Origin of the sequence: Rhodococcus sp. PML026 (assembly GCF_000963615.1) — a bacterium.
Classification (GTDB): domain Bacteria; phylum Actinomycetota; class Actinomycetes; order Mycobacteriales; family Mycobacteriaceae; genus Rhodococcoides; species Rhodococcoides fascians.
Genome location: NZ_KQ031375.1, coordinates 92,084 through 116,179, shown reverse-complemented (window position 1 = coordinate 116,179; position 24,096 = coordinate 92,084). Strand labels below are relative to the sequence as shown.

Here is a 24,096-nt window from a genome sequence, read left to right as displayed (position 1 = left end):
GTCGGAAAATGTATTGCTGGCCCAGTTGTTTTTCGGCCCCATCGAAGCTCGCGTTCTCCGTGGCGGAGAAGTCTCTGACCGCAACCGCTGTCGATTGTCCGAAGGCGGCGTGCTTCTGACAATCGGGTTACAGCCCGCTCGTGTTCGAACCCATCGAACTCGGTGGCCGAATAACGTTGCCCGAGCCGCTCGAACACCGAGCGACGCAGATCGGAGGGCCGATGTTCGATGCTGCCGACGATGTGATGTCGCTTCGGCAATTTCTGGAGCGATCGCCGGACTTCGTTGCACTCGCCGACCTGACGGGCACAGTTCTCCACATCAACCCAGCAGGCTTGGAACTCATCGGCGTGTCCGACTGGGCCGAGGCATCGACACTGCCGGCTTTGGATTTTCTCACTGCGGACGGCCGTGAGCGCGCCGAGGAGATCGGTACGGCGCTGCGTTCCGAGGGAAGGTGGGACGGCTACTGCGAACTACGCCATCACGGGACCGGTGCAGGTATTCCGGTCGTGGTCTCGGCATACGTCGTTCACACCCCGGACGGCCGACCTGACGTCGTCGTCTCGATCATCCGGCATCGGCACACCGTCGAACAACGTAGTGCCCGGATGGCGGCCGATGCCGTAACCGCCAGCCGACACGCACAGGAGCAAAAAGCCCTGGCCGACCTCAGTCGGTTCGCAGTCGTCGCCGAGCTGTCGGAGCTGTTGACTGCAGCCACCGACACTGCCGCCACGTTGATGGGTGTGGGAAATTCCGCCATCGCGCACCTCGAGAATTCCACCGATCCTTACTTGACCATGGATGCCGCGAGCGGTTCGCTCGGTATTCGTCGGGACGTTCCTTCCGGCGACGGCTCCATGACCGGGTACGCACTCGCTCACGAACAGCCAGTGATTTGCAGCAACCGCGGCGACGAAAGCCGGTTTCGTACAGACACGATGGCGGAGCTCGGACTGCGCAGCGGTGTGGCAGTACCGATCATGACTGCGGTTGGAGACGCCTGGGGAGTCCTCTCGATCCACAGTGTGGAAGCACGGCTGTATCGCGAACAGGAAGTCTCGTTCCTCAGCTCCGTCGCGGGTATCGTCTCCGCGGCACTTCGACGAATGGAACTGGAAAGCCAACTCCGACGGCGCAGCACCCACGACGCACTCACCGGGTTGCCCAATCGCACTTTCGCCTACGACGTCCTCGACACCGCTCTGGCTCGGGCACGCTTTCAGTCCGATACTTTGGCCCTCCTTCTGCTGGATATCGACGACTTCAAAATCATCAACGACAGCCTGGGCCACGACGCCGGAGACAGGGCGCTGGTGAAATTCGTGGAGCGACTGGTGTCCGCAACGAGCGCGACCGACACCATTGCTCGTCTCGGCGGGGACGAATTCCTGATCATCTGCGAAGGGGTGCGCACTGTGGAACGAGCGGAGGAGATCGCGCGACACATCGCCCGCACCATCGCGAAACCATTCGCTGCCGAGGACGTCCCCATCCCCCTCAGTGCCAGCATCGGTGTCGCTGTCTCCGACTCGAATTCGACAAGGCATGAGCTGATTCACCGGGCAGATCTGGCAATGTACCGCGCCAAGGACAGCGGAACCGGTGGCCATGCAGTTTTCGACCCGGGAGACCTGTACGACGCCGACCGGATCAGATCGTTGTCGGTCGACCTGCGCGCGGCATTGAGCTCGAACGAACTCACCATGGCATACCAACCTCTGGTGGACATCTCGACGCGTGAGGTCGTTGCAGTCGAGGCGCTCGCCCGCTGGAATCATCATGATCTAGGGCCTGTCGAGCCGACCGAATTCGTCGCAGTCGCCGAAAGAACAGGTCTCGCAACACCATTGGGCGCATGGGCGCTCCGCGTCGCGTGCAGCGACGCAGTGCGGTGGCGCGCATTCTCCGACGTCGTGGTGCGCGTCAATGTCAGTGCGCTCCAACTGCGAGACCACGAGTTTCCGGCGCAGGTCGCCACTGTCCTGGCTGACACCGGCCTACCACCGAACGCATTGGGTCTGGAAGTGACCGAAACAGTATGGGTCGCAGACACCGAACGAGTGGCGAATACCGTTGCTGCGCTGCACGCAATGGGTGTGTCCTTGCTCCTCGACGATATGGGCAAAGGGCACAGTTCCATGTCGTATCTGGACCGGTACCCGATGTTCGAGAGCTTCAAGATCGACAAGTCATACGTGGCCCGGTTGCCCGCCGTCCGCGCCAGGGCAATAATCTCGGCGATCGTTGCACTCGCCCGCGCGTTCGACGTCACAGTCGTCGGCGAAGGCGTCGAAACCGAAGAACAACTCGAAGCACTCGCCGCAACAGGATGCGACGTAGCTCAGGGATTCCTGCTCGGACGTCCGATGAGCGCCGCAGCAATCACCGATCTGCTGCTCTCTTCTGAGTGAACCCCCGTCACTTCGCTTCGTGATAGCGTGCCGAATCAGAGCTACTCGCATAGCCACCCCAGCTGCAGAAGGCACCCGCGCCGCCTCCGACAGCGCTTCAGGGGCAAGGTCCGCCCGGATCTGCGATGAAGAACGTTCAGTTACGTCACGCCGTGTTCATGATTTCCGACCGGTGCAACGGCGCGCGGGGCTGGTGCACAATGCGATTGGAACTCTCATGACCAGGAACCACGTCGAAAAGCACGCAGCTCGGGCTTACGCCGCGGCTCACGGAGTCACGTATCGGCAGGGCCTTGCGGCGGTGCGCGCGAACTGCACCATCGTGCTGCCCTACGCGCAGCGACTGTTGATCGAAGCGATCGAGGGCTGCGGAATCCGCCACTGGTCCAACGTCCACGATTGGGACGGCTGCGGCCGAGCGAGCATCACCGACCTCGGTGGTGAGCGATTCGTGCTCACGCCCGATGTTGTCGTACCGGTCATTCGTGAACACCTCGACGCGCACCCCAATCTCGAACCCCTGCACATCGACAGCTACTTCGCCGACGAAGCAGTACAACGAAGCCTGTTCGGCGGCGTCATCTACCGACTCGAGCTTCACCGCGGTGGTGGGCTGACCGTCTGATCGTTTGTTACGCGTCGTGCACGCCGATCCTTGAGTACGAGAAGTAGACCGGGAATTCCGGCGACGGTCCATGGCGCTACCGCCCCGACAGTCGGAACCACCTGAAGCACTCCCAGTCCGCAGAAGTCCGATGAGTGTCCGCACACGATCGCGTCGTAAGGCGTTGCCACGAAGGAAATGGTCAGCGCCGTGGTGAGGAACGCCAGGACCCCGGTCGAGATGGCCGCCGCGAGCGCCTTCGGGGACGCACAAAATCCGGTCCAACCCCACGCGAGAAGCGCTACGCAACATGTCAGGCCGATCAGAGCGACAGCAGCGCCGACCTCACCGCCGTGACCGTCGACCCGTACGCCGGTCACAAAACCGAGCTGAACGGCTCCGCCGGCCAATACGCCCGTGCCGATCAAGGGAAGTAATCCACGCAGAACACGCAACGGGCGTCTGCGGCGTGATGCGGAGAAGAAGATCCGCCCTCTTTCCACTTTCAATGTATAGCTCACCCGGGGTCTTGCGGCAAGACCCCGTCGAGGGTTCAGAATGGCTCGCTGCACACCCGCACCATCGGATCGGAGTCCCGTGAAATCAGTGCCGCCTCATGTCTTCGACCTCCCCGACAGGCTCGCACCGAAGCGCCAACCCACGCTCATCGGTCATGACCGACAGCACTTTTCGGCAATCACCGCCAGCATCGAGAAGTCACGTTCCGACACGATCGCTCGATTGAACGCCATCCAGAAGTCATCCGGGCGGATGGGGCAGGAGGTGATGGAACGTGATTTCGAGATTCACCGATTGAACGGGCGACTGCGCCAACTGCGTCGTTACGGTGCCGATCTGTGTCTGGGGAGGTTCGTCCCCATCGACTCGGACCAACCGGTGTACGTGGGGCGTACCGGCTTGCTCGGCGATGCGGGCGAGCAACTGCTCGTCGACTGGCGCTCCCCCGCTGCCGAGCCGTTCTTCGGTGCAACCCATGCCAACCCGATGCGGCTGAAGAGCCGTCGCCGCTATCGGTGGACGAACGGCAGCATCACCGACTACTGGGACGAAGTGTTCGATCCCACGTCTCTGGACGACAACGCCGCGCTGGACGATCAGTCCGCGTTCATCGCCAGTCTGGGTGCCGAGCGCTCACCTCGGATGCGTGACGTAGTGGGCACGATCCAGGCGGATCAAGATGCGATCATTCGAGCCGATGCGCACGGGGCACTGGTGGTCGACGGCGGACCGGGAACCGGGAAAACTGTTGTTGCCCTTCACCGCACCGCGTACCTGCTGTACGCAGACTCACGGATAGGACACAACCGCGGCGGAGTACTGTTCATCGGTCCGCATCAGCCCTACCTCGCGTACGTCTCGGGCGTACTCCCCAGTCTCGGCGAGGAGGGAGTACAAACATGCACCCTGCGCGACCTCGTCGCAGAGGGAACACATGCGCTCGACGACACCGATCCTGTTGCGGCGCGGCTCAAGGAAGACCTCGACGTCGACGCCGTCATCGAGGCGGCTGTTGCCTTCTACGAACAACCACCGACCCACGACGTCACAGTCGAAACAGACTGGGGAACATTTGTATTGACGCCGAACGACTGGGTGGAGGCATTCGGTGCGCCAGATCCCGGTACGCCGCACAACGAGGCTCGCGAGCTGATCTGGGACCTACTGACGACCATCGTGACCGATCGCTGTGCCGCACAGGGATCCCGCGAAGAATTTCGGCAGTCGCTGCAGTTGAACGAGGATCTGCGTAACGTCCTGGAACGCTCGTGGACGATCGTCGATGCCGCAGACCTCGTCGCGGACTTGTGGACCGTTCCGGCATACCTGCGCACATGCGCACCCTGGCTCGACGCGGACGACATTCGAGCACTTCGACGCGCTGATGCGACACGCTGGACTGTGGCCGACCTACCGCTGCTCGACGCGGCACGGGCGCGACTCGGCGATCCGAAACATGCTCTACGACAACGACGCCGATCACTGGCTGCTGCGATCGAACGCTCGCGAATGGACAGTGTCGTCGACGAGTTGATGGCGGTCGACGACGACGAGATGATGGCCGCGCAATTCCGTCAGGAGATAATTCGGGATGCACTCGTCGATTCGTCCGGCTTCGAGGACCATCCGACGGATCCGCTGGCGGGTCCCTTCGCGCACATCGTGATCGACGAGGCTCAGGAGTTGACCGATGCGCAGTGGCAGATGGTGATTCGGCGATGCCCTGCTGGGAGTTTCACCATCGTCGGAGACCGAGCGCAGTCTCGTCGGGGCTTTACCGAGACGTGGCCGGATCGGCTCGAACGAGTAGGTATCGACGAGGTGACCGTCGCCGCTCTCGGCGTGAATTACCGGACGCCGCAAGAAATTATGGACGTGGCCGAGCCGGTGATCCGGGCGGCGCTGCCCGACGCCAACGTTCCCACGTCGATACGCATCACCGGCGTGCCGGTCGAATACGGTGACGTCGCATCGCTTTCGACGGTTCTCGCCGATTGGCTCGGTTCGACGACCGGCGGAACCGCATGCGTGATCGGTGATCCTACTTTTCCGCAGTCCGATCGAATCAGCTCGCTGACACCGCAGCTCGCCAAAGGTCTGGAATTCGATCTGGTCGTTCTGATCGACCCGGATTCTTTCGGCTCCGGCATCGCAGGTGTGGTCGACACGTATGTGGCGATGACACGAGCCACAGGTCTACTCGTCGTCTTGACCTCGTCGCATCGCGAGCGAATCGAGTAGATCCAGCACGGCGTGGATCGCCGGACTCGCATCGGCGCTGCGCCTCCACGCGGCATGCACTTCTCGCTTGGGGGCGCGCGCCAGCGGGACCGCCACGAGCGTCGGGCCCAGAGGCGGTCGCGCGAGACGGGGAATCAGTGCCAGCACATTGTCTGCCTCCACCAGGGAAAGCTGAGTGGAGAAGTCGTCGACGAGGTGCCGAACGTCGATCTCGCTCGACGTATCCGCGAACAATCGACGAAACCACTGGTGGCACACGGTGCCCGCCGGACTCGTCACCCACGGGTACGTCGCGAGGCCTACCGGTGTCAGTGGAGACTCCCCTGCGGCGAGGGGGTGGGTTCGATTCATGACGACATCGCCGTGGTCGGTGTGAATGGATCGCCGAACGATCGAGCGAGGAGCCACTGCGGGAACTCCGTCGGCGTCGTGCACCAGCGCCAGGTCTGCTGCCCCCGAATGCACACTGTGCAGCGCCTTATCCGGGTCCTCCTCTCCGACCTGCACGGTGAGGTCGGGATAACGAGCGCTCGAGGTCGCGAGTGCAGGTGCGAGCAGACCGCGGATCGCAGTGGAGAATCCAACCACTCGTACCACCCCGCGCGCGGCACCCTCGTCTGCCGATCTCGCCGACTCCAGACACCGCTCGAGGGCGTGGAACACCTCGTCCGCGGATTCGACCACTGCCCGTCCAGCCGGCGTGAGCACAACACCTCTGCCCGCCTGCGCAAGTACCGGCGTTCCGACCTGGCGTTCGAGCCGTTTGATCTGCTGGGAGACGGCCGACGCGGTGTAACCGAGCTCGTCGGCCGCTTTCGTCAGCGTGCCCAGGGCGGCAACTGCGCGCAGCGCGTGGAGTGCATTGATATCGATCATGAAGCAAAGGTACGCAATACTGCCGAAATTACATCGCTGGACCGAGACGATCATGTGGGCTCACACTCGGACGATGAACATGTCCACTCCTTCGGCCACGTCGACGTTCGGCATCAACCTGGTTGCCATGTGCACACCGATGAACGCCGATGGGCAGGTGAGCCGCACCGGCACGGACGCCTTGCTGACCCACTTGCTCGCGACCGGGTGCGACGGCGTCGTCGTCGCCGGCACCACCGGGGAGGCACCCACTCTCACGCCGCGTGAGCAGGCCGATCTGATCACGGCGACGCGCGAATTCTCGGGCCACGCCCTGCGCGTGATCGCGGGTGTCGGCACCAACGACACCTCCGCCGGGATCGAGTCGGCGCGACGTGCCGCCGATGCAGGGGCCGACGCGTTGCTCGTCACCGCCCCCTACTATTCGCGCCCCACGCAGGCCGGCATCGCCGATCACATCGTTGCCATCGCCGACGCCGGAGCGCTCCCGGTCATGGTGTACGACGTGCCGGCTCGGACCGGTGTGCCGATCGACGCGTCGACGCTGGTCGAACTCTCGCGGCACACCTCGATCACGGCGGTCAAGGACGCGAAAGGCGACCTGTACGAGGCGATGAACGTCATGGCTGAAACCGACCTGGCCTATTACTGCGGTATCGACGAATTGACTCTGCCCTATCTGTGCTGCGGTGCAACGGGTTCGGTGAGTGTGGTCGGCAATGTCGTCGCCGACCGCTACGCCGACCTCTTCGACGCGGTCCGAGCCGGAGATCTGCATCGTGCGAACGCAATACAGCGATCGCTGCTACCTCTCGTCGAGGCCGTCATGCGCACCACGCAGGGAGCGATCATGGCCAAGGCGGCCTTGGTCGCCATCGGTGTGCTGGCCGACGCCACGGTGCGGCGCCCGTTGCTCGAATCGTCCGCCGCAGATCTGCAGCGTCTGACCCACGCATTGGCGGTGACAGGAATCGATCAGGAATCGAGAAGCATGCGCGTTCCGATACGACTACCGTGATCGCACACATACCTCGGTGCAATCGACCTTCTCGGTTTCGGTTGCCGTGACGATCAGGAGACACCGCGAGCATGGCGACGACCAAGGTCACGCAGAAATCGGCAGCGCACGCCGCCGACAGTCACGATCTGATTCGAGTACAGGGCGCGCGGCAGAACAATCTCGCCGACATCAGCGTCGAACTTCCCAAGCGACGCCTCACCGTGTTCACCGGTGTCTCCGGGTCCGGAAAGAGCTCCCTCGTCTTCAGCACCATCGCGGCCGAATCCCAGCGCATGATCAACGAGACCTACAGCGCCTTCGTTCAGGGCTTCATGCCGACTCTCGCGCGGCCCGACGTCGATGTGATGGACGGGCTCACCACGGCTATCATCGTGGATCAACAGCGAATGGGTGCCAATCCCCACTCCACCGTCGGAACCGCCACCGACGCCTATGCCATGCTTCGCATTCTTTTCAGCAGAGTGGGGAAGCCGTATATCGGCTCTGCACAGGCTTTTTCGTTCAACGTGGCATCGGTCTCCGGTGCAGGTGCTTACAAGGTGGACAAGGGAGGCCGTCAGACCACCGAAAAGAAGTCCTTCTCCGTCACCGGTGGAATGTGCCCGCGCTGCGAGGGACGCGGCTCGGTCAGCGACTTCGACCTCAATGCCCTGTACGACGCCGACAAATCGCTCAACGAGAGCGCCATCACGATTCCCGGCTACAGCATGGAAGGCTGGTACGGCAGGATCTTTCGCGGCTGCGGTTACTTCGACCCCGACAAACCCATCGCGAAATACACGAAGAAAGAGCTCGACGATCTGCTGTATCGAGAGCCCACGAAGATCAAGGTCGAGGGCATCAATCTGACCTATTCCGGCCTGATCCCTCAGATCCAGAAGTCGTTCCTCTCGAAGGACGTCGACGCCATGCAGCCGCATATCCGGGCGTTCGTGGAGCGTGCGATCACGTTCACCACGTGTCCCGAATGCGACGGAACGCGGCTCAACGAGGGTGCACGATCGTCGAAGATCAAGGGCATCAACATCGCCGACGCCTGCTCGATGCAGATCAGCGATCTGGCCACATGGGTCGCAGGCCTGAAGGAACCGTCGGTGGCACCGCTGCTGACGACGCTGAGCGAGACCCTGGACTCGTTCGTGGAGATCGGCCTCGGCTACCTGAGCCTGAATCGGCCGTCGGGCACCCTGTCGGGCGGAGAAGCGCAGCGCACGAAAATGATTCGACATCTCGGCTCGTCGTTGACCGACGTCACCTACGTGTTCGACGAGCCGACGACGGGTCTCCACCCCCACGACATCGAACGGATGAACAACCTTCTTCTGCAGTTGCGGGACAAGGGAAACACCGTTCTCGTCGTGGAGCACAAGCCGGAAACGATCGCCATCGCCGACCATGTCGTCGACCTGGGGCCCGGTGCCGGCAGTGCGGGTGGGCACGTCTGCTTCGAGGGCACCGTCGACCAACTGAGGCAGAGCGATACGGTCACCGGCCGCCATTTCGACGACCGCGCGAGTCTCAAGGATTCGGTTCGCGAGTTCTCGGAGGTGCTCGAGATTCGAGGGGCGGATTCGCACAATCTGCGAGACGTGGACGTCGACGTTCCACTCGGGGTGCTGGTCGTTGTCACCGGAGTGGCGGGCTCCGGTAAGAGCTCGCTGATTCACGGGTCGCTCTCGGGCACCGACGATGTGGTCTCGGTCGATCAAGGTGCCATCCGCGGATCGAGGCGGAGCAACCCCGCGACCTACACGGGTCTGCTCGAACCCATCCGCAAAGCCTTCGCGAAGGAGAATGCGGTCAAACCCGCTCTGTTCAGCTCCAATTCGGAAGGTGCCTGCCCGACGTGCAATGGGGCGGGAGTCATCTACAGCGACCTCGCCATGATGGCCGGCGTCGCCACGACGTGTGAGGTGTGCGAGGGCAAACGGTTTCAAGCTTCGGTACTCGAGTACCATTTCGGTGGCCGAAACATCGACGAGGTGCTGTCCATGTCGGTGGCCGAGGCCGAGGATTTCTTCTCCGACGGACCGGCGAAACTGCTTGCGGCACACAAGATTCTGCAACGGCTCAACGACGTCGGACTCGGCTACCTGAAGATCGGCCAGCCGCTGACGACCCTCTCGGGCGGCGAACGGCAACGACTCAAGCTCGCGACACACATGGCTGAGAAGGGTGGCGTGTACGTACTCGACGAGCCGACCACCGGGCTGCACCTCGCCGATGTGGACAAACTGCTCGGGTTGCTCGACCGGCTGGTCGACGCGGGTAAGTCGGTGATCGTCATCGAGCACCATCAGGCCGTCATGGCCCACGCCGACTGGATCATCGACCTCGGCCCCGGGGCCGGGCACGACGGCGGCCTCGTGGTGTTCGAGGGCACCCCCGCAGACCTGGTGGCGGACGGATCCACCTTGACCGCGAAGCACCTGGCCGCGTACGTCGGATAGCTGACCAGAACCGGATACTCGATGGAGACGACGTGACGACCCTGCCCGACCGCCCTGCAACTGCGCTGCTGATCGTCGACGTCCAGAACGACGTCATGGCCGCCGCCCTCGATCGCACTCGCGTCGTCGACAACATGGTGCGACTGGTCTCACGAGCGCGAAAGACCGACACACCAGTGATCTGGGTGCAGCATTCCTCGGACCACGAGCTCGTGTCCGGCAGCCCGGGCTGGCAACTCGTGGAGGAACTTCCGATCGAAGCCGGAGACGCCTTGGTGCACAAGAAGCATGGAGACGCCTTCGAGGGCACGTCCTTGGAGGAGGTGCTCGCCGATGCCGGCGTCGGTCATGTGGTGGTTGCCGGCGCGCAAACGGACTTCTGTGTGCGATCGACTCTGCACGGAGCTCTGATTCGTGGGTACGACGTGACCTTGGTCAGCGACGCCCACACGACGGAGAACCTGCCGGACCCCGCCCTGCCCACACCGCAGCAGGTCATCGCGCACACGAACATGTATTGGGACAACCAGACCGCACCCGGCCGAACCGCATCGGCCGTCGCCACAGAGGACGTCACGTTCGTCGGCCGCTAGCCTGACGCTCCTATTGTTGCTCTGTTCGACTCGCGCTGATCGGCGACGCGGTCACGCACGCACACCATCTCGTTCCGGGACGAACGTAGACTGCCGCCCATGGCACTCGATCACGGCGATCCCGGCGACGCCCCGTCCGTTCCCCCTCCCCTGTCTCCGGTGGTCGCGGACCGTCGTCCGTCGGCGGCCGAGGAGGCGCGCACGATCGCTGCGTCCACCAATATCGCGACGCTGGCCAGTTTGACCGCCGACGGCGATCCATGGGCGTCGTTCGTGACATACGGCTTGCTCGACGGAGCACCCGTGCTGTGCGTGTCGCGGATGGCGGAGCATGGTCGAAATCTCGACGGTGATCCACGAGCGAGTCTGTCGATCGTTGCACCTCAGTCACAGACGGACCCGCTGGCCTCGGGCCGCATCACGCTGGCCGGGGTGGTCGAGCGACCGGCAGGAGCCGAGCTCACTGCCGCACGACAAGCGCATCTCGACGCGGTGCCGGCCGCCAAGTACTACGTGGATTACAGCGACTTCACGCTGTGGGTCATGCGAGTGCATCGGGTGCGATGGGTCGGCGGGTACGGCCGAATGGATTCGGCGACGGCCGACGCGTACTCCGAGGCGTCCCCGGATCCCGTGTCTCCGTCCTCGGCCTACGCCGTCGAGCACCTCAACGCGGACCATGCGACGTCACTGTTGGCGATGGCCCGTCAGCTGGGTGGATACCCGGACGCGACCTCGGCGACGTGTACGGCCGCAGATCGATACGGCCTCGATCTGAACGTCCACACACCGCGCGGTGTGGCCTACACCAGAGTCGGTTACTCCGAGCCCATCGATTCCGCGGACGAGCTGCGCGCTGCAACGGTGGAACTGGCCAGGAGGTCGGCGACCGCCCCGTAGTCCTCGTGACAGTGAGAGCTGCACCTCGACCGATAGCTGGGCCCTTGGCGAGACGCTCCGCCCCGGGGCGACTACCGTTGTGGCTACATCGCAACGTCTAGGGAGCAGGTAATGAGCATCCAACCGGTCGAATCGAAGCGTCACCGTGTCGTCGTCATCGGTTCCGGGTTCGGAGGTCTGTTCGGCGTCAAGGCGCTCAAGAAGGCCGACGTCGACATCACCCTCGTCGCAAAGACGACCCACCACCTATTCCAGCCGCTGCTCTACCAGGTGGCCACAGGCATTCTGTCCGTCGGTGAGATCGCTCCCACTACCCGCGTCATTCTGCGCAAGCAGAAGAACGCCGAGGTGTTGCTGGGCGACGTGCTGAACATCGACCTCGAGGCCAAGACGGTCACGTCCAAGTTGCTCGAGCGCGTCACCGTCACCCCGTTCGACAGCCTGATCGTGGCCGCCGGTGCCCAGCAGTCGTACTTCGGTAACGACCATTTCGCCGAGTTCGCGCCCGGCATGAAGACAATCGACGATGCACTCGAACTGCGCGGACGCATCCTCGGAGCCTTCGAGCAGGCGGAACTCTCCGACGACCAGGAGGAGAAGGACCGCCTGATGACGTTCGTCGTCGTCGGAGCAGGTCCGACGGGTGTCGAACTCGCAGGGCAGATCGCAGAACTCGCCGACCGCACCCTCGACGGAGCGTTCCGCAACATCGATCCCCGCGACGCGCGCGTCATCCTGCTGGACGCCGCACCGGCCGTCCTTCCCCCGATGGGCGAGAAACTCGGCCGCAAGGCAGCCGAACGGCTCGAGAAGCTCGGTGTCGAGATCCAGCTCAACGCGATGGTCACCGACGTCGACAACGACGGCCTGACCGTCAAGGAAAAAGACGGAACGACGCGTCGTATCGAGGCTCAGTGCAAGGTCTGGTCCGCGGGCGTGCAGGGCAGCCCGCTCGGCAAGCAGCTGGCCGACCAGTCGGGTTCGGAGACGGACCGCGCCGGCCGAGTTCTGGTGGAACCGGATCTGACTGTCAAGGGTCATCCGAACGTCTTCGTCATCGGCGACTTGATGTCGGTCAAGGACGTTCCCGGCATGGCACAGGGTGCGATCCAGGGTGCCACCTACGCAGCCAAGCTGATCAAGGCGTCGGTCAAGGGGCAGGACGACCCCACCCAGCGAGCACCCTTCAAGTACTTCGACAAGGGCTCCATGGCCACGGTGTCGCGGTTCAATGCGGTGGCGAAGGTCGGTAAGCTGGAGTTCGGTGGCTTCATCGCATGGCTCATGTGGCTCGCCCTCCACCTGTACTACCTGGTGGGGTACCGCAGCCGTATCACCACGGTCATTTCCTGGTTCGTCACGTTCCTCGGTAGAGGCCGTGCTCAGATGGCATCGACGGAGCAGCAGGTGTTCGCGCGGCTTGCCATCGAACAACTGAACTCTCTCGAAAAAGCGGGCGACGTGAACCAGCGGACAGCCGAGGTCGAAGAGGAACGCGAAAAAGCAGCGGGTTGATTCACGCAGAACCCACTGAGTAGCGAAGCAAGAAGGGCTCCGTCCGACGCACATCGTCGGACGGAGCCCTTTCTTTCTGCCCTGCCCGATCTATCGGGTCGGCTGAAGGCGATGACCGACGGAGGTACTCAGCGAGCCACCCCCGGCCAAGGCCAAGCGCACGGTGCCGCCCGCCAGATCGACCTCGGAATCCCGACTGTCCGGATAGCGAAGCGTGCTGGACATCGACATCGGTGCCGACAACCCGTCGTGCGCCACCGTCCCCTCCCCCAGTTCCACCCGGTGGCGCAACAGCGGCCGGCCTCCCACATCGCAGTGCATCGAACTCGCCCACTGTCCCGCCACCTCGTCGAGCCTGCCGATCTGTACGCGCTCACGCAGCCACAGATCCGAGTCTTGTTCCAGTTCGATGACATTGAGCACCGTATGAGAGGCATCGGAGACGACGACCATCGGCTCGGGGTCGAAAACGAGTGACGCCCCCGCCCCCAACTCGACGTGCCAGTGCGCCGACGAATGACGTTGTGCTGCACCGGGCATCGCCAAGGACGCTGCCACACTGCGCACATCCAGACGAGCGCCGGCAGCCACCGAGATCCTGACGCTGATGGTGTCTCCGCCGAGAGGCGTGGCCGCGGTGCCGATCAGGTGGACGGTGTCGGGCCCCGTTTGCCTACCTGCGAGTCCGCCGACCGATGTGATGCGGGGACTGCGTCGACGACTCGCGTCGATGCGGAGCTCGGTGTGCATCGTTCAGTGCGCGTGGTCGTGTGCGTCGGCGTCGGCGATAACCTTCAATTGCTCACGCACCCAGCCGAGCACCGTCGTTGCTGCGGGATCGTCCGTGAGAGAGATCAGGGCCGTGGGGCGACCCTCGCGCACCTGCGCGGCGTCGCGCTCCATGACACCCAGATCCGCACCGACGTACGGCGCGAGATCGGTCTTGTTGACGACGAGCAGGTCGGAGAACGTCACGCCGGGACCACCCTTACGAGGCACCTTGTCTCCTCCCGCGACGTCGACGACAAAAATCTGGACGTCGATCAAACCGGACGAAAACGTGGCGGTGAGATTGTCGCCGCCGGACTCCACCAGAATCAGGTCGAGAGGGGGGTTGTTCTCGATCAGGTCGTCGATCGCGTCGAGATTGGCGGTGATGTCGTCGCGTATCGCGGTATGCGGACAGCCGCCGGTCTGCACGGCCGTGATGCGCTCGTCCGGCAACACTGCGTGCCGCCGCAGGAAGTCGGCATCCTCAGTGGTGTAGATGTCGTTGGTGAGCACGGCCAGAGACAGCTCGTCGCGGAGCTGGCGGCACAAGGCGGCCACCAAGGCGGTCTTGCCCGACCCGACGGGTCCGCCGATTCCCACATGCAAAGCATCGCCTGCGACCCGTGTGCGCTTGGGTCGGTCCAACCCGTGGTCGTGGGGCTCACCGTCGATCAGGTGCGGGGGCATGACATCTCCTTCGGTCGAGAAAACGGTACTGCGGTCGAGAACCGTGTCAGCGGTCGTGAATTCAGGATACGAACAATGGGCGATCGCGGACGGCGTGGGCTTCCGCGAACATGTCCAGCAGCGGATCGGACAGCTCCATCAGAACCGGAAGCGATGCGCACGCGGCGTCGGCCACCTCGTCGCAGAAGTCCCCCAACCGAATGGTGCACGAGGCAACCTCGGCGGGGTCGAGCGCAAGCAGACGTTGCGCCGCGATCGCCGAGCCGGTCATGGTGATGTACACCTGCACAGCCGCGGTGTCGGCGACGGACAGGTCGGCTGCGAGTCCCACGTGCCCGGCCGCGACGGCCAGATGCGGCCGCCGGCCAATGGACAGCCAATCGTGATGCGGCCATGCTGATTTGGCCAATCTGAGCAACCCCCGACCCTGAGCTCGCGACGCAGCTCGCACTGCCGGCGACGGCGTCCGGGCATCGCACTCGGCATCGGCCGCATCCGTGTCCAACGAGCCGAGAACAACCGCACCCGCGATGGACGCCGCCGTGGCTCCCGACGTCCGAATTCGCCGACGCAGAAATGCCTCGAGGGTATCGATGTCGCGCACGAAACCTGATGCGATCGCTTCTTCGACTCCCCCGGAATGGACGTGCCCACCGGTGGGAAACCGCGAATCTGCAAGCGAGAGAAGGGTTGTGACCTGTCGACGTGCAGCGTACGACGACGCAGTCGACGAGAGGGATCCTAGGGCCATCAGAAGAGGAAATACCGTTGCGCCATCGGCAATTCGGACGCCGGTTGTTCCTTCCACACCTCGCCGTCGATACGCACGGTGAAGGTGTCCGGATCGACTTCGATCTCCGGAAGCGAATCGTTGAGCGGCATATGGGCTTTCCTGATCCCGCGCACGTTCGCAACCGGAACGAGACGACGATCGCACGCAAGGCGATCGGCCAGACCGTCCTCGATCGCTTGTGGCGCAACGAAATGCAGCGACGTCGCAGCAGCTGCCTTGGGTGACGCTCCGAACATCGGCCGCGGCAGCTCGGGTTGCGGCGTAGGAATGGATGCATTGGCGTCGCCCATCGCGGCCCACGCGATCATGCCGCCCTTGATGACCATGTGCGGACGCACACCGAAGAAGGCTGGATCCCACAACACCAGATCGGCGAGCTTGCCCGTTTCGATCGACCCGATCTCCGCATCGAGACCGTGGGCCACGGCCGGACAGATCGTGTACTTCGCGACGTATCGCCTGACCCGATTGTTGTCGGCACCGTTGTCCCCGGGCAGGTATCCGCGCCGCGCCTTCATGACATGAGCCGTCTGCCAGGTTCGCAGTACCACCTCACCGATACGTCCCATGGCCTGAGCATCGCTGCCGATCATCGAGATCGCTCCCATGTCGTGCAGCAAGTCCTCGGCCGCGATGGTCGACGGCCGAATGCGGCTCTCTGCGAACGCCAGATCCTCCGGAATGCTCGGACTGAGGTGATGGCACACCATCAACATGTCGAGATGCTCGTCCAACGTGTTCACGGTGTGCGGACGCGTCGGATTGGTCGAGCTGGGCAGTACGTGTGCTTGCGCGGCAACGGTGATGATGTCGGGAGCGTGTCCGCCGCCTGCACCTTCGGTGTGATAAGCGTGTATTCCACGGCCGTTGATCGCAGCGAGGGTGGTCTCGACGAATCCGGCCTCGTTGAGGGTGTCGGAGTGAAGAGCCGCTTGAACTCCCGCCTCGTCGCACACTCGCAGGCACGCGTCGATCGCGGCGGGAGTCGACCCCCAATCCTCGTGCAACTTGAATCCCGAAGCGCCGCCGCGCAACTGCTCCCACATCGAATCGGGATTGACCGTGTTGCCTTTGCCGAGCAGCACGATGTTCATCGGCCAGTCGTCGAGAGATTCGAGCATCCTGGACAGATGCCAGGCACCCGGGGTGACGGTGGTTGCCTTGCTCCCTTCGGCGGGCCCGGTACCACCCGCGATCACCGTGGTGATGCCGCCGCCCAGGGCTTCTTCCTTGATCTGCGGGCAGATGAGGTGCACATGGCAATCGATGCCGCCGGCCGTGACGATCTTTCCGTTGCCCGCGATGATCTCGGTCGATGGTCCGATCACGAGATCCGGATGAACGCCGGTCATGGTGTCGGGATTGCCGGCCTTTCCGAGCGCAACGATCCGACCGTCGCGAATACCGAGGTCTGCCTTGATGATTCCCCAGTAATCGACGACGACGACGCCGGTGATGACGGTATCCGGGGCACCGTCTGCCCGGGTGGCGCGAGACTGGCCCATCGACTCACGGATCACTTTGCCGCCGCCGAACACCGCTTCCTCGCCGGCCTTGCCCGGACCACCACTACGGTCCTCGGTGATCTCGATCAGAAGGTCGGTGTCGGCCAACCGAATCCGATCACCCGTCGTGGGGCCGAACAACTGGGCGTATCGACTGCGACTCATACGCGCCATCAGCTGTCCAACTTTCCTGGAGGTGTCATGCTCAAGCCGTATACCTCGCGGGTCCCACCGAGGGGCACGAGTTGCACCGTCTGCTCGATGCCCGGCTCGAAGCGCACGGCAGTGCCGGCCGGAATGTCGAGCCGACACCCGTAGGCGCGATCGCGATCGAACTGCAGGGCGGCGTTCGCTTGAGGAAGATGCACGTGACTTCCCACCTGCACCGGTCGATCGCCGCCGTTCACCACCGTCAAGGTGATCGATTCGACACCGTCGTTGATCTCGATATCTCCTGCGACGGTGAAGATCTCACCCGGAACCAGATGGCCGTCTCCGCGCTCGGGCGAGATCGGCTCGTGCACCGTGATCAGTTTCGTTCCGTCGGGAAACGTCGCTTCCACCATCACCTCGGGAAGCAGTTCGGGCACACCACTCAGCACGTCGTCGGCCGTGAGCACTTCCCGGCCCGACGCCATCAGCTCGGCCACGGACTTTCCGTCACGAGCACCCTCGAGGAGGTGATCGGTGATGACCGCGATCGCCTCGGGGTGATTGAGTTTCAGGCCGCGAGCACGGCGCCGCCGCGCGAGTTCGGCGGCGTAGCTGACGAGCAGTCGATCCTGCTCGTGCGGAGACAACCGCATGTAGGTTCTCCGTCCGATCGGTGATGATGCTCGGCAATTCTGACACGCAGTCAGCCCAAGGGCACGGTGACCGACCGATCGAGCAGACCCCGCAGGACATTTCGGTCGACAGAAGGGGCCACGTCCTGCAGTTCGGTGACCTTGAACGCGCCCGCGTCCAGGCCGCGTACCAATACGCCCGCGAGAGCTTGCGCCGTCGCCGGCTCGTCCATCACATCTCCGCCGCGGCGATCGAGGTAATTGCCCAGTCGAGCTGCGGCGACGGGCATCGCGTGACGAAAGAACTCGAACGTGGCCAACCACCGCGTCACCAGATGACCGGGGTGCATGTCCCACCCCTGGTAGAAGCCCCGCTCGAGGGATCTGGTCACCAGATCGAAGTGGCGCCGCGCCGACGCTGCCACTTGTTCGGAGCTACCGGTCGGAACCACCTGGGTCGACCCGTCGCACACCCACACGCCTGTCTGCGCTGCCGCAACCAACATGACGTTCTTGGCATGGTCTGCCACCGGATGAGCCAGAGATTGCTGCGCCGATGTGATTCCACACGCCGCGCTGTAGTCGTAGGTGCCGTAGTGGAGCGACGTGCAGCGACCATCCGCGCGGGCTATCGCACGCGCCAACGTCGTCGTACCGTCGGCACCGATCACGGCCTGCGGGCTTTCGATCTGCAACTCGAAACGGAGTGCCCGATCGGGAAGACCGTGAGCCCGCTCGAGTTCTTCGCACAACGCGACCACGGCCGAAACCTGCTCGACCGCGCGGAGTTTGGGCACTGTGAACACGAACCCGTCGGGCACTCCCCCGGCCCCGTCCAGGACGAGTTCCAGGGTTCGAATGCCACGCCGACGCTCATGAGCGGCAAGGCCTTTCGCACGGATGCCCAGCCACGACGGGCCCGCCGTGTCGTGTGCCAGCGCAGCCAACGCTGCACCTGCTGCCGCGGCGTGACGATCCTCGACGGCGTCGGAGCGCCACCCGTAGCCGTCCTCGAAATCGAACCTGAGGTCCTGGATCGGTGCTGCGTTCAGCCGGTCCCGTACCACCGGTAGAGCATCGGTGGTGCCGAGGCCGGCGAAGGCCTCGGGGTGCGCATCGAGCAGGCCGAGGGCTGCGGTTCCCCATGCGGCCGGGATGTTCTCGGACGCCTCGGAGGCCGGGATGTAGACAGTGTGGGAGGGCTGCCCGCCTATTCGGTCTCCCGGATAGTGCTGCGCCAGATCGGCATCGATGGGCTCGAAGAGTGCTTCGAGGCGGTCGAACGCGTCGTCGGTCAGCGCTCCGCCGGCGGAAGGGGGAACGACATCGTCGTGTCCGGTCATGGGCTTCACTGTCCCAGACGTGCTGTGTTTTCGATATTCGCCAGCCGCACTTTGCCCTGTGCCACCAGGCGGCCGCCCTCGTCGGAGATGTCGACCTGCCAGAGTTGCTGGGTGCGGCCTCGATGGATCGGATGTCCGTGCGCGGCAAGAGAGCCCGAGCGCGTTGCTCGCAGGAAGTCCGTGCTGTTGTTCACCCCGACGACATGACCGCGCGAACCGAACCAGGCCGATCCACCGATGCTGGCAACCGATTCCACCACGGCGCACAGAACACCACCGTGCATGATCCCGGCCGGCTGGTGCAGTTGCGGGGTGACATCCCACTCTGCGCGAACGACGTCGCCGGTCACTTCTCGGTAGGTCAGTCCGACCACGCCGTCGAATCCGCGTCCGCAGAGTTCGGTCAGCTGTTCCGGGGTGAGGGTCTCGAAGGGGCTCGCTTCGGTGGTGCCGTTCGAATCGGTCATTGCTCCGCTTCCGGTCGCGTACTGAGAATGTTCGCCGACTGCAGTCGACCCATGACCAGAAATACACGACACTCCGCCCGAGAAAATCGGTGGGCCTCTCGTTCGAGTCGAACGAGAGGCCCACCGTGGCAAGGACCGGGAGACACTGCAGCCCTCAGGTCTCCGGCGCGGTCCGCTGGTCTGAAATTAGCATAGGCATACCTCAGTTCGGACGCAAGGCCTTCACGAGGCGCGTAGCCGCTGCCGGCCCGGGACTCCGACTCGCGATCGCACGGGCGCGCCGGCAGCGACCATCGCGTCGAGCAGTAACTGGCCTCGCCGCGTTCCGGCGGAGGGGCCGGTCCCGGCCAAAATCGGGACGTACGTCGACGCACCGAGGATCGCGTCACCCACCAGCGCCCAGAAGACGCGAGCATCCAGCGGAGCCCGCTCACTGATCGCACGATAGACAGATCCGAGAGACGTCAGGCACCGATGCGCGGTCCAGACGAGAAGAGCCTGTTCACAGGGCAATGTCACGGTTCCGGGCTCGCCGGCTGCCGGATCCTCCGGCAGCACTCGCAAGATGGGCGACGCAACACCCGCCCAATCGATTCCCCCGTCGCTGTCCATATGGATCCACAAGTTCTCGATGCCCGGATCCCAGGCACGCGCTTCGAGCACGAGCAGTGCTGCAACCCGCCCGACCACCGCATGAATCAGCGCAGTCGCCACCTGCACCGCCGCAGCGTGCGGCACTTCGAGATCCTCGAGCGAACGGCGGTACATCTGCTCGACGCGACCGTCGTCGAGACCGACCGACAGCTGCCACCAACGCCGCTTACCCTCGTCGGCCATGGCGGCCACCGCGTACATCCGCGGATAGTCGGGATTGAGCGCGCGCAGAGTGGAACACGACTCGGCCAACAGAGCGTGCCCACCGGATCGGTCCGAGAATCGGTGCACATCGGCCCAGCCCGTGAATGCCGCAGTTGCAAGTGACACCTGAACGCTCCTTCTGTTCGTGACCGGTGAACTCGCCCCACCGTCGACCAATGGATGTAGGTTAGCCTAACCAGATCCGGCTGCCGAGTCAGGCACCGCTACCCTTACCTCGTGTCGCACGGCGAGCAAGGGTTCCGTAACCTAAACCGTGTCCCTTCGATCCAGCGAGGAGTCACGACCCCAGTGACCACAGCTCCGCTACTCGGCCCTCACGGCTCGCGTCGCTCGCCCGACGAGCGATACGGGACCGAGGACGTGCCCACCGGGCCCGCACCGTGGAGTACACGCATCGCAGCCGCGGGGATCGACGCGCTGATCGTGCTCGTGCCGTTGTTCATCGGGTGGTCGATCGTCGACGCCCTTCGCGACGACAACGGCGGTGGCCAGGCCGACCGTGTCGTGTTCGGAGCCATTTCTCTCTCGGTGGCCGTCGCCTTGTTCGTCTGGAACCGCGGCTACCGCGATGGCAACGAGGGGCAGAGCACAGGTAGACGGTGGATGAGTCTGACGCTCCGCGACACCGACACCACCGGCCCGGTCGGTGTCCGTCGAGCTCTCCGTCGCCAGTTCGGTCTCGGCCGGTCCACTTCGGAGGTCGTGCGCGAGAAGACAGCTGCAGCGGATGATTTCGAGCCCATTCCCAAGGATGGTTCGGTTGCCGCCATTCGCCGACGCAGATTGCTCGGCCTGGCAGTGCTGGTCGTCGCTCTGGCCGCCGGCATCTTTGCGAGCATCGCCATCGGTGCCCGACCACTGACGTTCGCCGAGATCGCCCGTGCATTGATCGATTCGAACGGCACGGACACCGACATCATCGTGCGCACCTTGCGGGTCCCCCGAACGGTGCTGGCGTTGGTGGTCGGCATCGCGCTCGGTATCGCAGGTGCCCTCATCCAGGGACATACGCGCAACCCGCTGGCCGATGCCAGCTTGCTCGGCCTCAATTCCGGGGCTGCGTTCTTCGTCGTCATGGCCATCTACCTGTTCCGGTTCACCTCTCCGAGCCAGTACCTGTGGTTCGCGTTCGCGGGTTCGGCAGTGGCGAGCGTCGTGGTGTTCGGTCTGTCGTCCATCGGGTCGGGCAGATCGAGTCCGATCAACCTCGCCCTGGCGGGCGCGGGTGTCGCGTTCTTCCTCTCCGCGATGACGAATGCCGTCGTGTTGCTCGACCAGACGAGCCTCGACGGCTACCGCTTCTGGGTGGTCGGATCGGTCGCCGGTCGGGGGCTCGACGTGCTGTGGCAGGTTCTCCCCTTCCTGATTCTCGGTGTGCTGATCGCACTCGCCAGCACCCCGGGCCTGAACGTCATGAGCCTGGGCGAGGACGTTGCGCGGTCCCTCGGAACCAACATCGCGGTCACCCGAACCGTTGGCATCCTGGCCATCACTCTGCTGACCGGAGCGGCAACGGCCGCGTGCGGGCCCATTGCCTTCGTCGGCCTCGTCGTTCCGCACATCGCCCGAGCGGTGACCGGACCCGACTACCGCTGGCTCGTGCCCTACGCGGGCCTCATGGGCGGCGTGATGCTGATGATCGCGGACGTCATCGGACGCGTCGTGGTGCGCCCGGGCGAGTTGCAGGTGGGCATCGTCCTCGCCCTCTTCGGCGCGCCGTTCTTCATCGCACTGGTACGCCGTAGAAAGTTGGCGAGCCTGTGACCGCCGAGATCCGGTCCCCCGAACCCTCCACGGCCGGCCCCGGCACCGTGCCCGCGCGGCCCGCCGTTCGCCTGGGGCGGGTGTCCCTCGTCCGCCGTCCACTGATGGTCGTCACCACCGTCCTCGTGGCTGCCGCCTTGATTCTGGTCATGTGTGTCAACATCGGCCGCGGCGACTTTCCGCTGTCGATCCCCCAGGTGCTCGACGTCCTGCTCGGCGGCGGAACGCGGATCGAACGGTTCATCGTCATGGACCTGCGCCTGCCCCGGTCGTTGACGGGCTTGCTCGTCGGAGCGGCCCTGGGAATTTCCGGTGCGATCACGCAATCCATCTCTCGAAACGCACTCGCCAGTCCCGATATTCTCGGCATCACCGCCGGTGCCAGTGCTGCAGCCGTCGCGCTGATCGTCCTGGGCGGCGGCGGTACCTTCAGCGGTCTGCTCGCCACCCTCGGGCTGCCACTGGCAGCGCTGATCGGCGGAGTACTCACCGCAATAGCGATCTACTCACTCGCCTGGCGGAAAGGCGTCGACGGCTTTCGCTTCATTCTGGTGGGAATCGCCGTCAACGCCATGCTCACGGCCGTCATCGGGTGGTTGCTGATCAGCGCCGACATCAACGACGTGTCGCGCGCGCAGGTCTGGCTCAACGGTTCTCTCAACGGAGCCAACTGGTCGACGGTGTGGCCGGTCGCTGTCGCCGTCGTCATCGTCGGGGGCGCAACCATCGTGTCGACGTTCACGCTGGGAGCACTGCGTCTGGGTGACGACAATGCACGATCGCTCGGAGTGCGGTTGCAGCACAGCCAAGCCGTGATGTTGCTCGCCGCCGTCGCACTCGCTGCCGTTGCCACGGCTGCGGCCGGACCGATCGCGTTCGTCGCACTGGCAGCCCCGCAGATCGCGGTACGGCTCCTTCGAACCCCGGGACCGCCGATCATCGCCTCGGCATTACTGGGCGGACTGCTGGTAGTGGCGAGTGATCTCATCGCGCGGACGATCCTGCCGGTGGAACTGCCGGTCGGCATCGTCACCTCGGCACTCGGTGGACCGTTCCTTCTGTACCTTCTCGTGCGCAGCAATCGAAAGGCTTCCGTATGACAATCAGCCACGCCTCGCGTTTGGTCGCCGACGATCTCAGCCTCGGTTACGGCGACCGGACCATCATCGAGCACCTCGACCTCGCGATTCACACCGGAGTGATCACCACCGTCATCGGCCCGAACGGCTGCGGCAAGTCGACCCTGTTGCGATCGCTCGGACGCCTGCTCAAGCCCAAGGCCGGAAGCGTGATGCTCGACGGCCGGGCGATCTCCTCGATGAAGACCAAAGAGGTTGCCCGAACCCTGGGCATGCTGCCGCAGGCACCTACTGCTCCGGAAGGACTGACCGTCGCCGATCTGGTCTCGCGCGGTCGTCACCCCCATCAGTCGTGGATCAGGCAGTGGAGCTCGGACGACGAGGCAGAAGTGGCTAACGCACTCGAACTCACCGGCGTCGGCGACCTCGCCGACCGTCCCGTCGACGAGCTGTCCGGTGGTCAACGGCAACGCGCCTGGATTTCGATGGCACTGGCGCAAGGCACCGACATCCTGCTGTTGGACGAGCCGACCACCTACCTCGACCTCGCCCACTCCATCGAGGTACTCGACCTCGTCGATCGCCTGCACGAGGAGCTCGGCCGCACCATCGTCATGGTGTTGCACGATCTCAACCTCGCACTGCGATACAGCGACCAGTTGATCGTCATGAAGCAAGGAACCATCGTTACGTCCGGTCGCCCCCAGGACGTCATCTCGGAGGAACTACTGCTCGACGTGTTCGGACTCGAGGCAGCCGTGATCGACGATCCCATGTCGGATCGCCCGCTCATCGTTCCGATCGGAACTCGCCACGTGTACGGGTCGGTCGGTGGTCCGGTGAAATCGGACAGGCGTTCCGGGACACTGGACTCGCGGGCCGTCTAG

General features: G+C 64.2%; 21 protein-coding genes. 11 read left to right on the top strand and 10 right to left on the bottom strand.

The window, feature by feature from the left end; translation table 11 throughout:
• Positions 1-140: 140 nt before the first annotated feature.
• Both VF34_RS16145 and VF34_RS16140 read left to right on the top strand, forming a co-directional pair.
• The gene (locus VF34_RS16145; RefSeq protein WP_230595111.1) at positions 141-2,417 is read left to right on the top strand and encodes a sensor domain-containing protein; all 2,277 of its coding nucleotides are present in this window, start codon (positions 141-143) and stop codon (positions 2,415-2,417) included.
• Between the two features lie 217 nt (positions 2,418-2,634).
• Positions 2,635-3,042 (top strand): hypothetical protein, encoded by a 408-nt coding sequence (locus tag VF34_RS16140; RefSeq protein WP_032372764.1) that lies wholly within the window; start codon positions 2,635-2,637, stop codon positions 3,040-3,042.
• On the opposite strand, the gene VF34_RS16135 is transcribed toward VF34_RS16140, so the two are convergent.
• Entirely contained in the window at positions 3,015-3,524 is a 510-nt protein-coding gene (locus tag VF34_RS16135) for a hypothetical protein (protein WP_155289450.1), read from the bottom strand. The two genes, VF34_RS16140 and VF34_RS16135, sit on opposite strands and share 28 nt — an antisense overlap.
• Before the next feature lie 94 nt (positions 3,525-3,618).
• On the opposite strand from VF34_RS16135, the gene helR reads away from it, so the two are divergent.
• Positions 3,619-5,781 carry an RNA polymerase recycling motor ATPase HelR gene (gene helR / locus VF34_RS16130; protein WP_045841753.1) on the top strand — a complete coding sequence of 721 codons (2,163 nt, stop codon included), beginning with the start codon at positions 3,619-3,621 and terminating at the stop codon, positions 5,779-5,781.
• Here the strand turns inward: helR and VF34_RS16125 are convergent.
• The gene (locus VF34_RS16125) at positions 5,737-6,657 is read right to left on the bottom strand and encodes a LysR family transcriptional regulator (protein WP_032372405.1); all 921 of its coding nucleotides are present in this window, start codon (positions 6,655-6,657) and stop codon (positions 5,737-5,739) included. The genes helR and VF34_RS16125 overlap by 45 nt on opposite strands.
• Positions 6,658-6,736: 79 nt before the next feature.
• Between VF34_RS16125 and dapA the strand changes: the two genes are divergently transcribed.
• The 5 genes from dapA (at position 6,737) to VF34_RS16100 (ending at position 13,136) form a co-directional block, all read left to right on the top strand.
• The gene (gene dapA / locus VF34_RS16120) at positions 6,737-7,675 is read left to right on the top strand and encodes a 4-hydroxy-tetrahydrodipicolinate synthase (protein ID WP_230595110.1); all 939 of its coding nucleotides are present in this window, start codon (positions 6,737-6,739) and stop codon (positions 7,673-7,675) included.
• Positions 7,676-7,746: 71 nt separating this feature from the next.
• Positions 7,747-10,128, top strand: coding sequence for an ATP-binding cassette domain-containing protein (locus VF34_RS16115; RefSeq protein ID WP_032372404.1), 2,382 nt, complete (start codon positions 7,747-7,749; stop codon positions 10,126-10,128).
• 32 nt (positions 10,129-10,160) lie between these two features.
• Positions 10,161-10,721 carry an isochorismatase family protein gene (locus tag VF34_RS16110; protein WP_032372403.1) on the top strand — a complete coding sequence of 187 codons (561 nt, stop codon included), beginning with the start codon at positions 10,161-10,163 and terminating at the stop codon, positions 10,719-10,721.
• A 99-nt stretch (positions 10,722-10,820) separates the two neighbouring features.
• Entirely contained in the window at positions 10,821-11,621 is an 801-nt protein-coding gene (locus tag VF34_RS16105; RefSeq protein WP_032366230.1) for a HugZ family pyridoxamine 5'-phosphate oxidase, read from the top strand.
• 111 nt (positions 11,622-11,732) lie between these two features.
• Positions 11,733-13,136: an NAD(P)/FAD-dependent oxidoreductase gene (locus tag VF34_RS16100; protein WP_032372402.1), complete on the top strand. Its 1,404-nt coding sequence runs from the start codon at positions 11,733-11,735 to the stop codon at positions 13,134-13,136.
• A gap of 90 nt (positions 13,137-13,226) precedes the next feature.
• On the opposite strand, the gene VF34_RS16095 is transcribed toward VF34_RS16100, so the two are convergent.
• The 8 genes from VF34_RS16095 to VF34_RS16060 all read right to left on the bottom strand — a co-directional run bounded on the left by VF34_RS16095 (position 13,227) and on the right by VF34_RS16060 (position 20,432).
• A complete protein-coding gene (locus tag VF34_RS16095) occupies positions 13,227-13,886 on the bottom strand; it encodes an urease accessory protein UreD (protein ID WP_027497138.1) in 660 nt (219 codons plus the stop codon).
• A 3-nt stretch (positions 13,887-13,889) separates the two neighbouring features.
• On the bottom strand, positions 13,890-14,594 hold the full coding sequence (ureG, locus tag VF34_RS16090; RefSeq protein ID WP_045841752.1) for an urease accessory protein UreG: 705 nt from the start codon (positions 14,592-14,594) through the stop codon (positions 13,890-13,892).
• Between the two features lie 61 nt (positions 14,595-14,655).
• A complete protein-coding gene (locus tag VF34_RS16085) occupies positions 14,656-15,345 on the bottom strand; it encodes an urease accessory protein UreF (protein ID WP_045841751.1) in 690 nt (229 codons plus the stop codon).
• Positions 15,345-17,066 carry an urease subunit alpha gene (locus VF34_RS16080; RefSeq protein WP_032372401.1) on the bottom strand — a complete coding sequence of 574 codons (1,722 nt, stop codon included), beginning with the start codon at positions 17,064-17,066 and terminating at the stop codon, positions 15,345-15,347. Before VF34_RS16080 ends, VF34_RS16085 begins: the two co-directional genes overlap by 1 nt.
• Positions 17,066-17,698 (bottom strand): urease subunit gamma, encoded by a 633-nt coding sequence (locus VF34_RS16075; protein WP_045841750.1) that lies wholly within the window; start codon positions 17,696-17,698, stop codon positions 17,066-17,068. Before VF34_RS16075 ends, VF34_RS16080 begins: the two co-directional genes overlap by 1 nt.
• 50 nt (positions 17,699-17,748) lie before the next feature.
• Positions 17,749-19,020, bottom strand: coding sequence for a DUF6986 family protein (locus VF34_RS16070; RefSeq protein WP_045841896.1), 1,272 nt, complete (start codon positions 19,018-19,020; stop codon positions 17,749-17,751).
• A 5-nt stretch (positions 19,021-19,025) separates the two neighbouring features.
• Positions 19,026-19,487: a PaaI family thioesterase gene (locus tag VF34_RS16065; RefSeq protein WP_027497142.1), complete on the bottom strand. Its 462-nt coding sequence runs from the start codon at positions 19,485-19,487 to the stop codon at positions 19,026-19,028.
• A gap of 222 nt (positions 19,488-19,709) precedes the next feature.
• Positions 19,710-20,432, bottom strand: coding sequence for a hypothetical protein (locus tag VF34_RS16060; RefSeq protein ID WP_228139410.1), 723 nt, complete (start codon positions 20,430-20,432; stop codon positions 19,710-19,712).
• Between the two features lie 222 nt (positions 20,433-20,654).
• Between VF34_RS16060 and VF34_RS16055 the strand changes: the two genes are divergently transcribed.
• Genes VF34_RS16055 through VF34_RS16045 form a run of 3 tightly spaced genes read left to right on the top strand, consistent with a single transcriptional unit; the run spans position 20,655 to position 24,096 of the window.
• On the top strand, positions 20,655-22,130 hold the full coding sequence (locus VF34_RS16055; RefSeq protein WP_080733139.1) for an iron chelate uptake ABC transporter family permease subunit: 1,476 nt from the start codon (positions 20,655-20,657) through the stop codon (positions 22,128-22,130).
• A 47-nt stretch (positions 22,131-22,177) separates the two neighbouring features.
• Positions 22,178-23,230, top strand: a complete 1,053-nt coding sequence (locus VF34_RS16050) for a FecCD family ABC transporter permease (RefSeq protein ID WP_174557250.1) — start codon at positions 22,178-22,180, stop codon at positions 23,228-23,230.
• A complete protein-coding gene (locus VF34_RS16045; protein WP_032372399.1) occupies positions 23,227-24,096 on the top strand; it encodes an ABC transporter ATP-binding protein in 870 nt (289 codons plus the stop codon). The genes VF34_RS16050 and VF34_RS16045 overlap by 4 nt, the downstream gene beginning before the upstream one ends.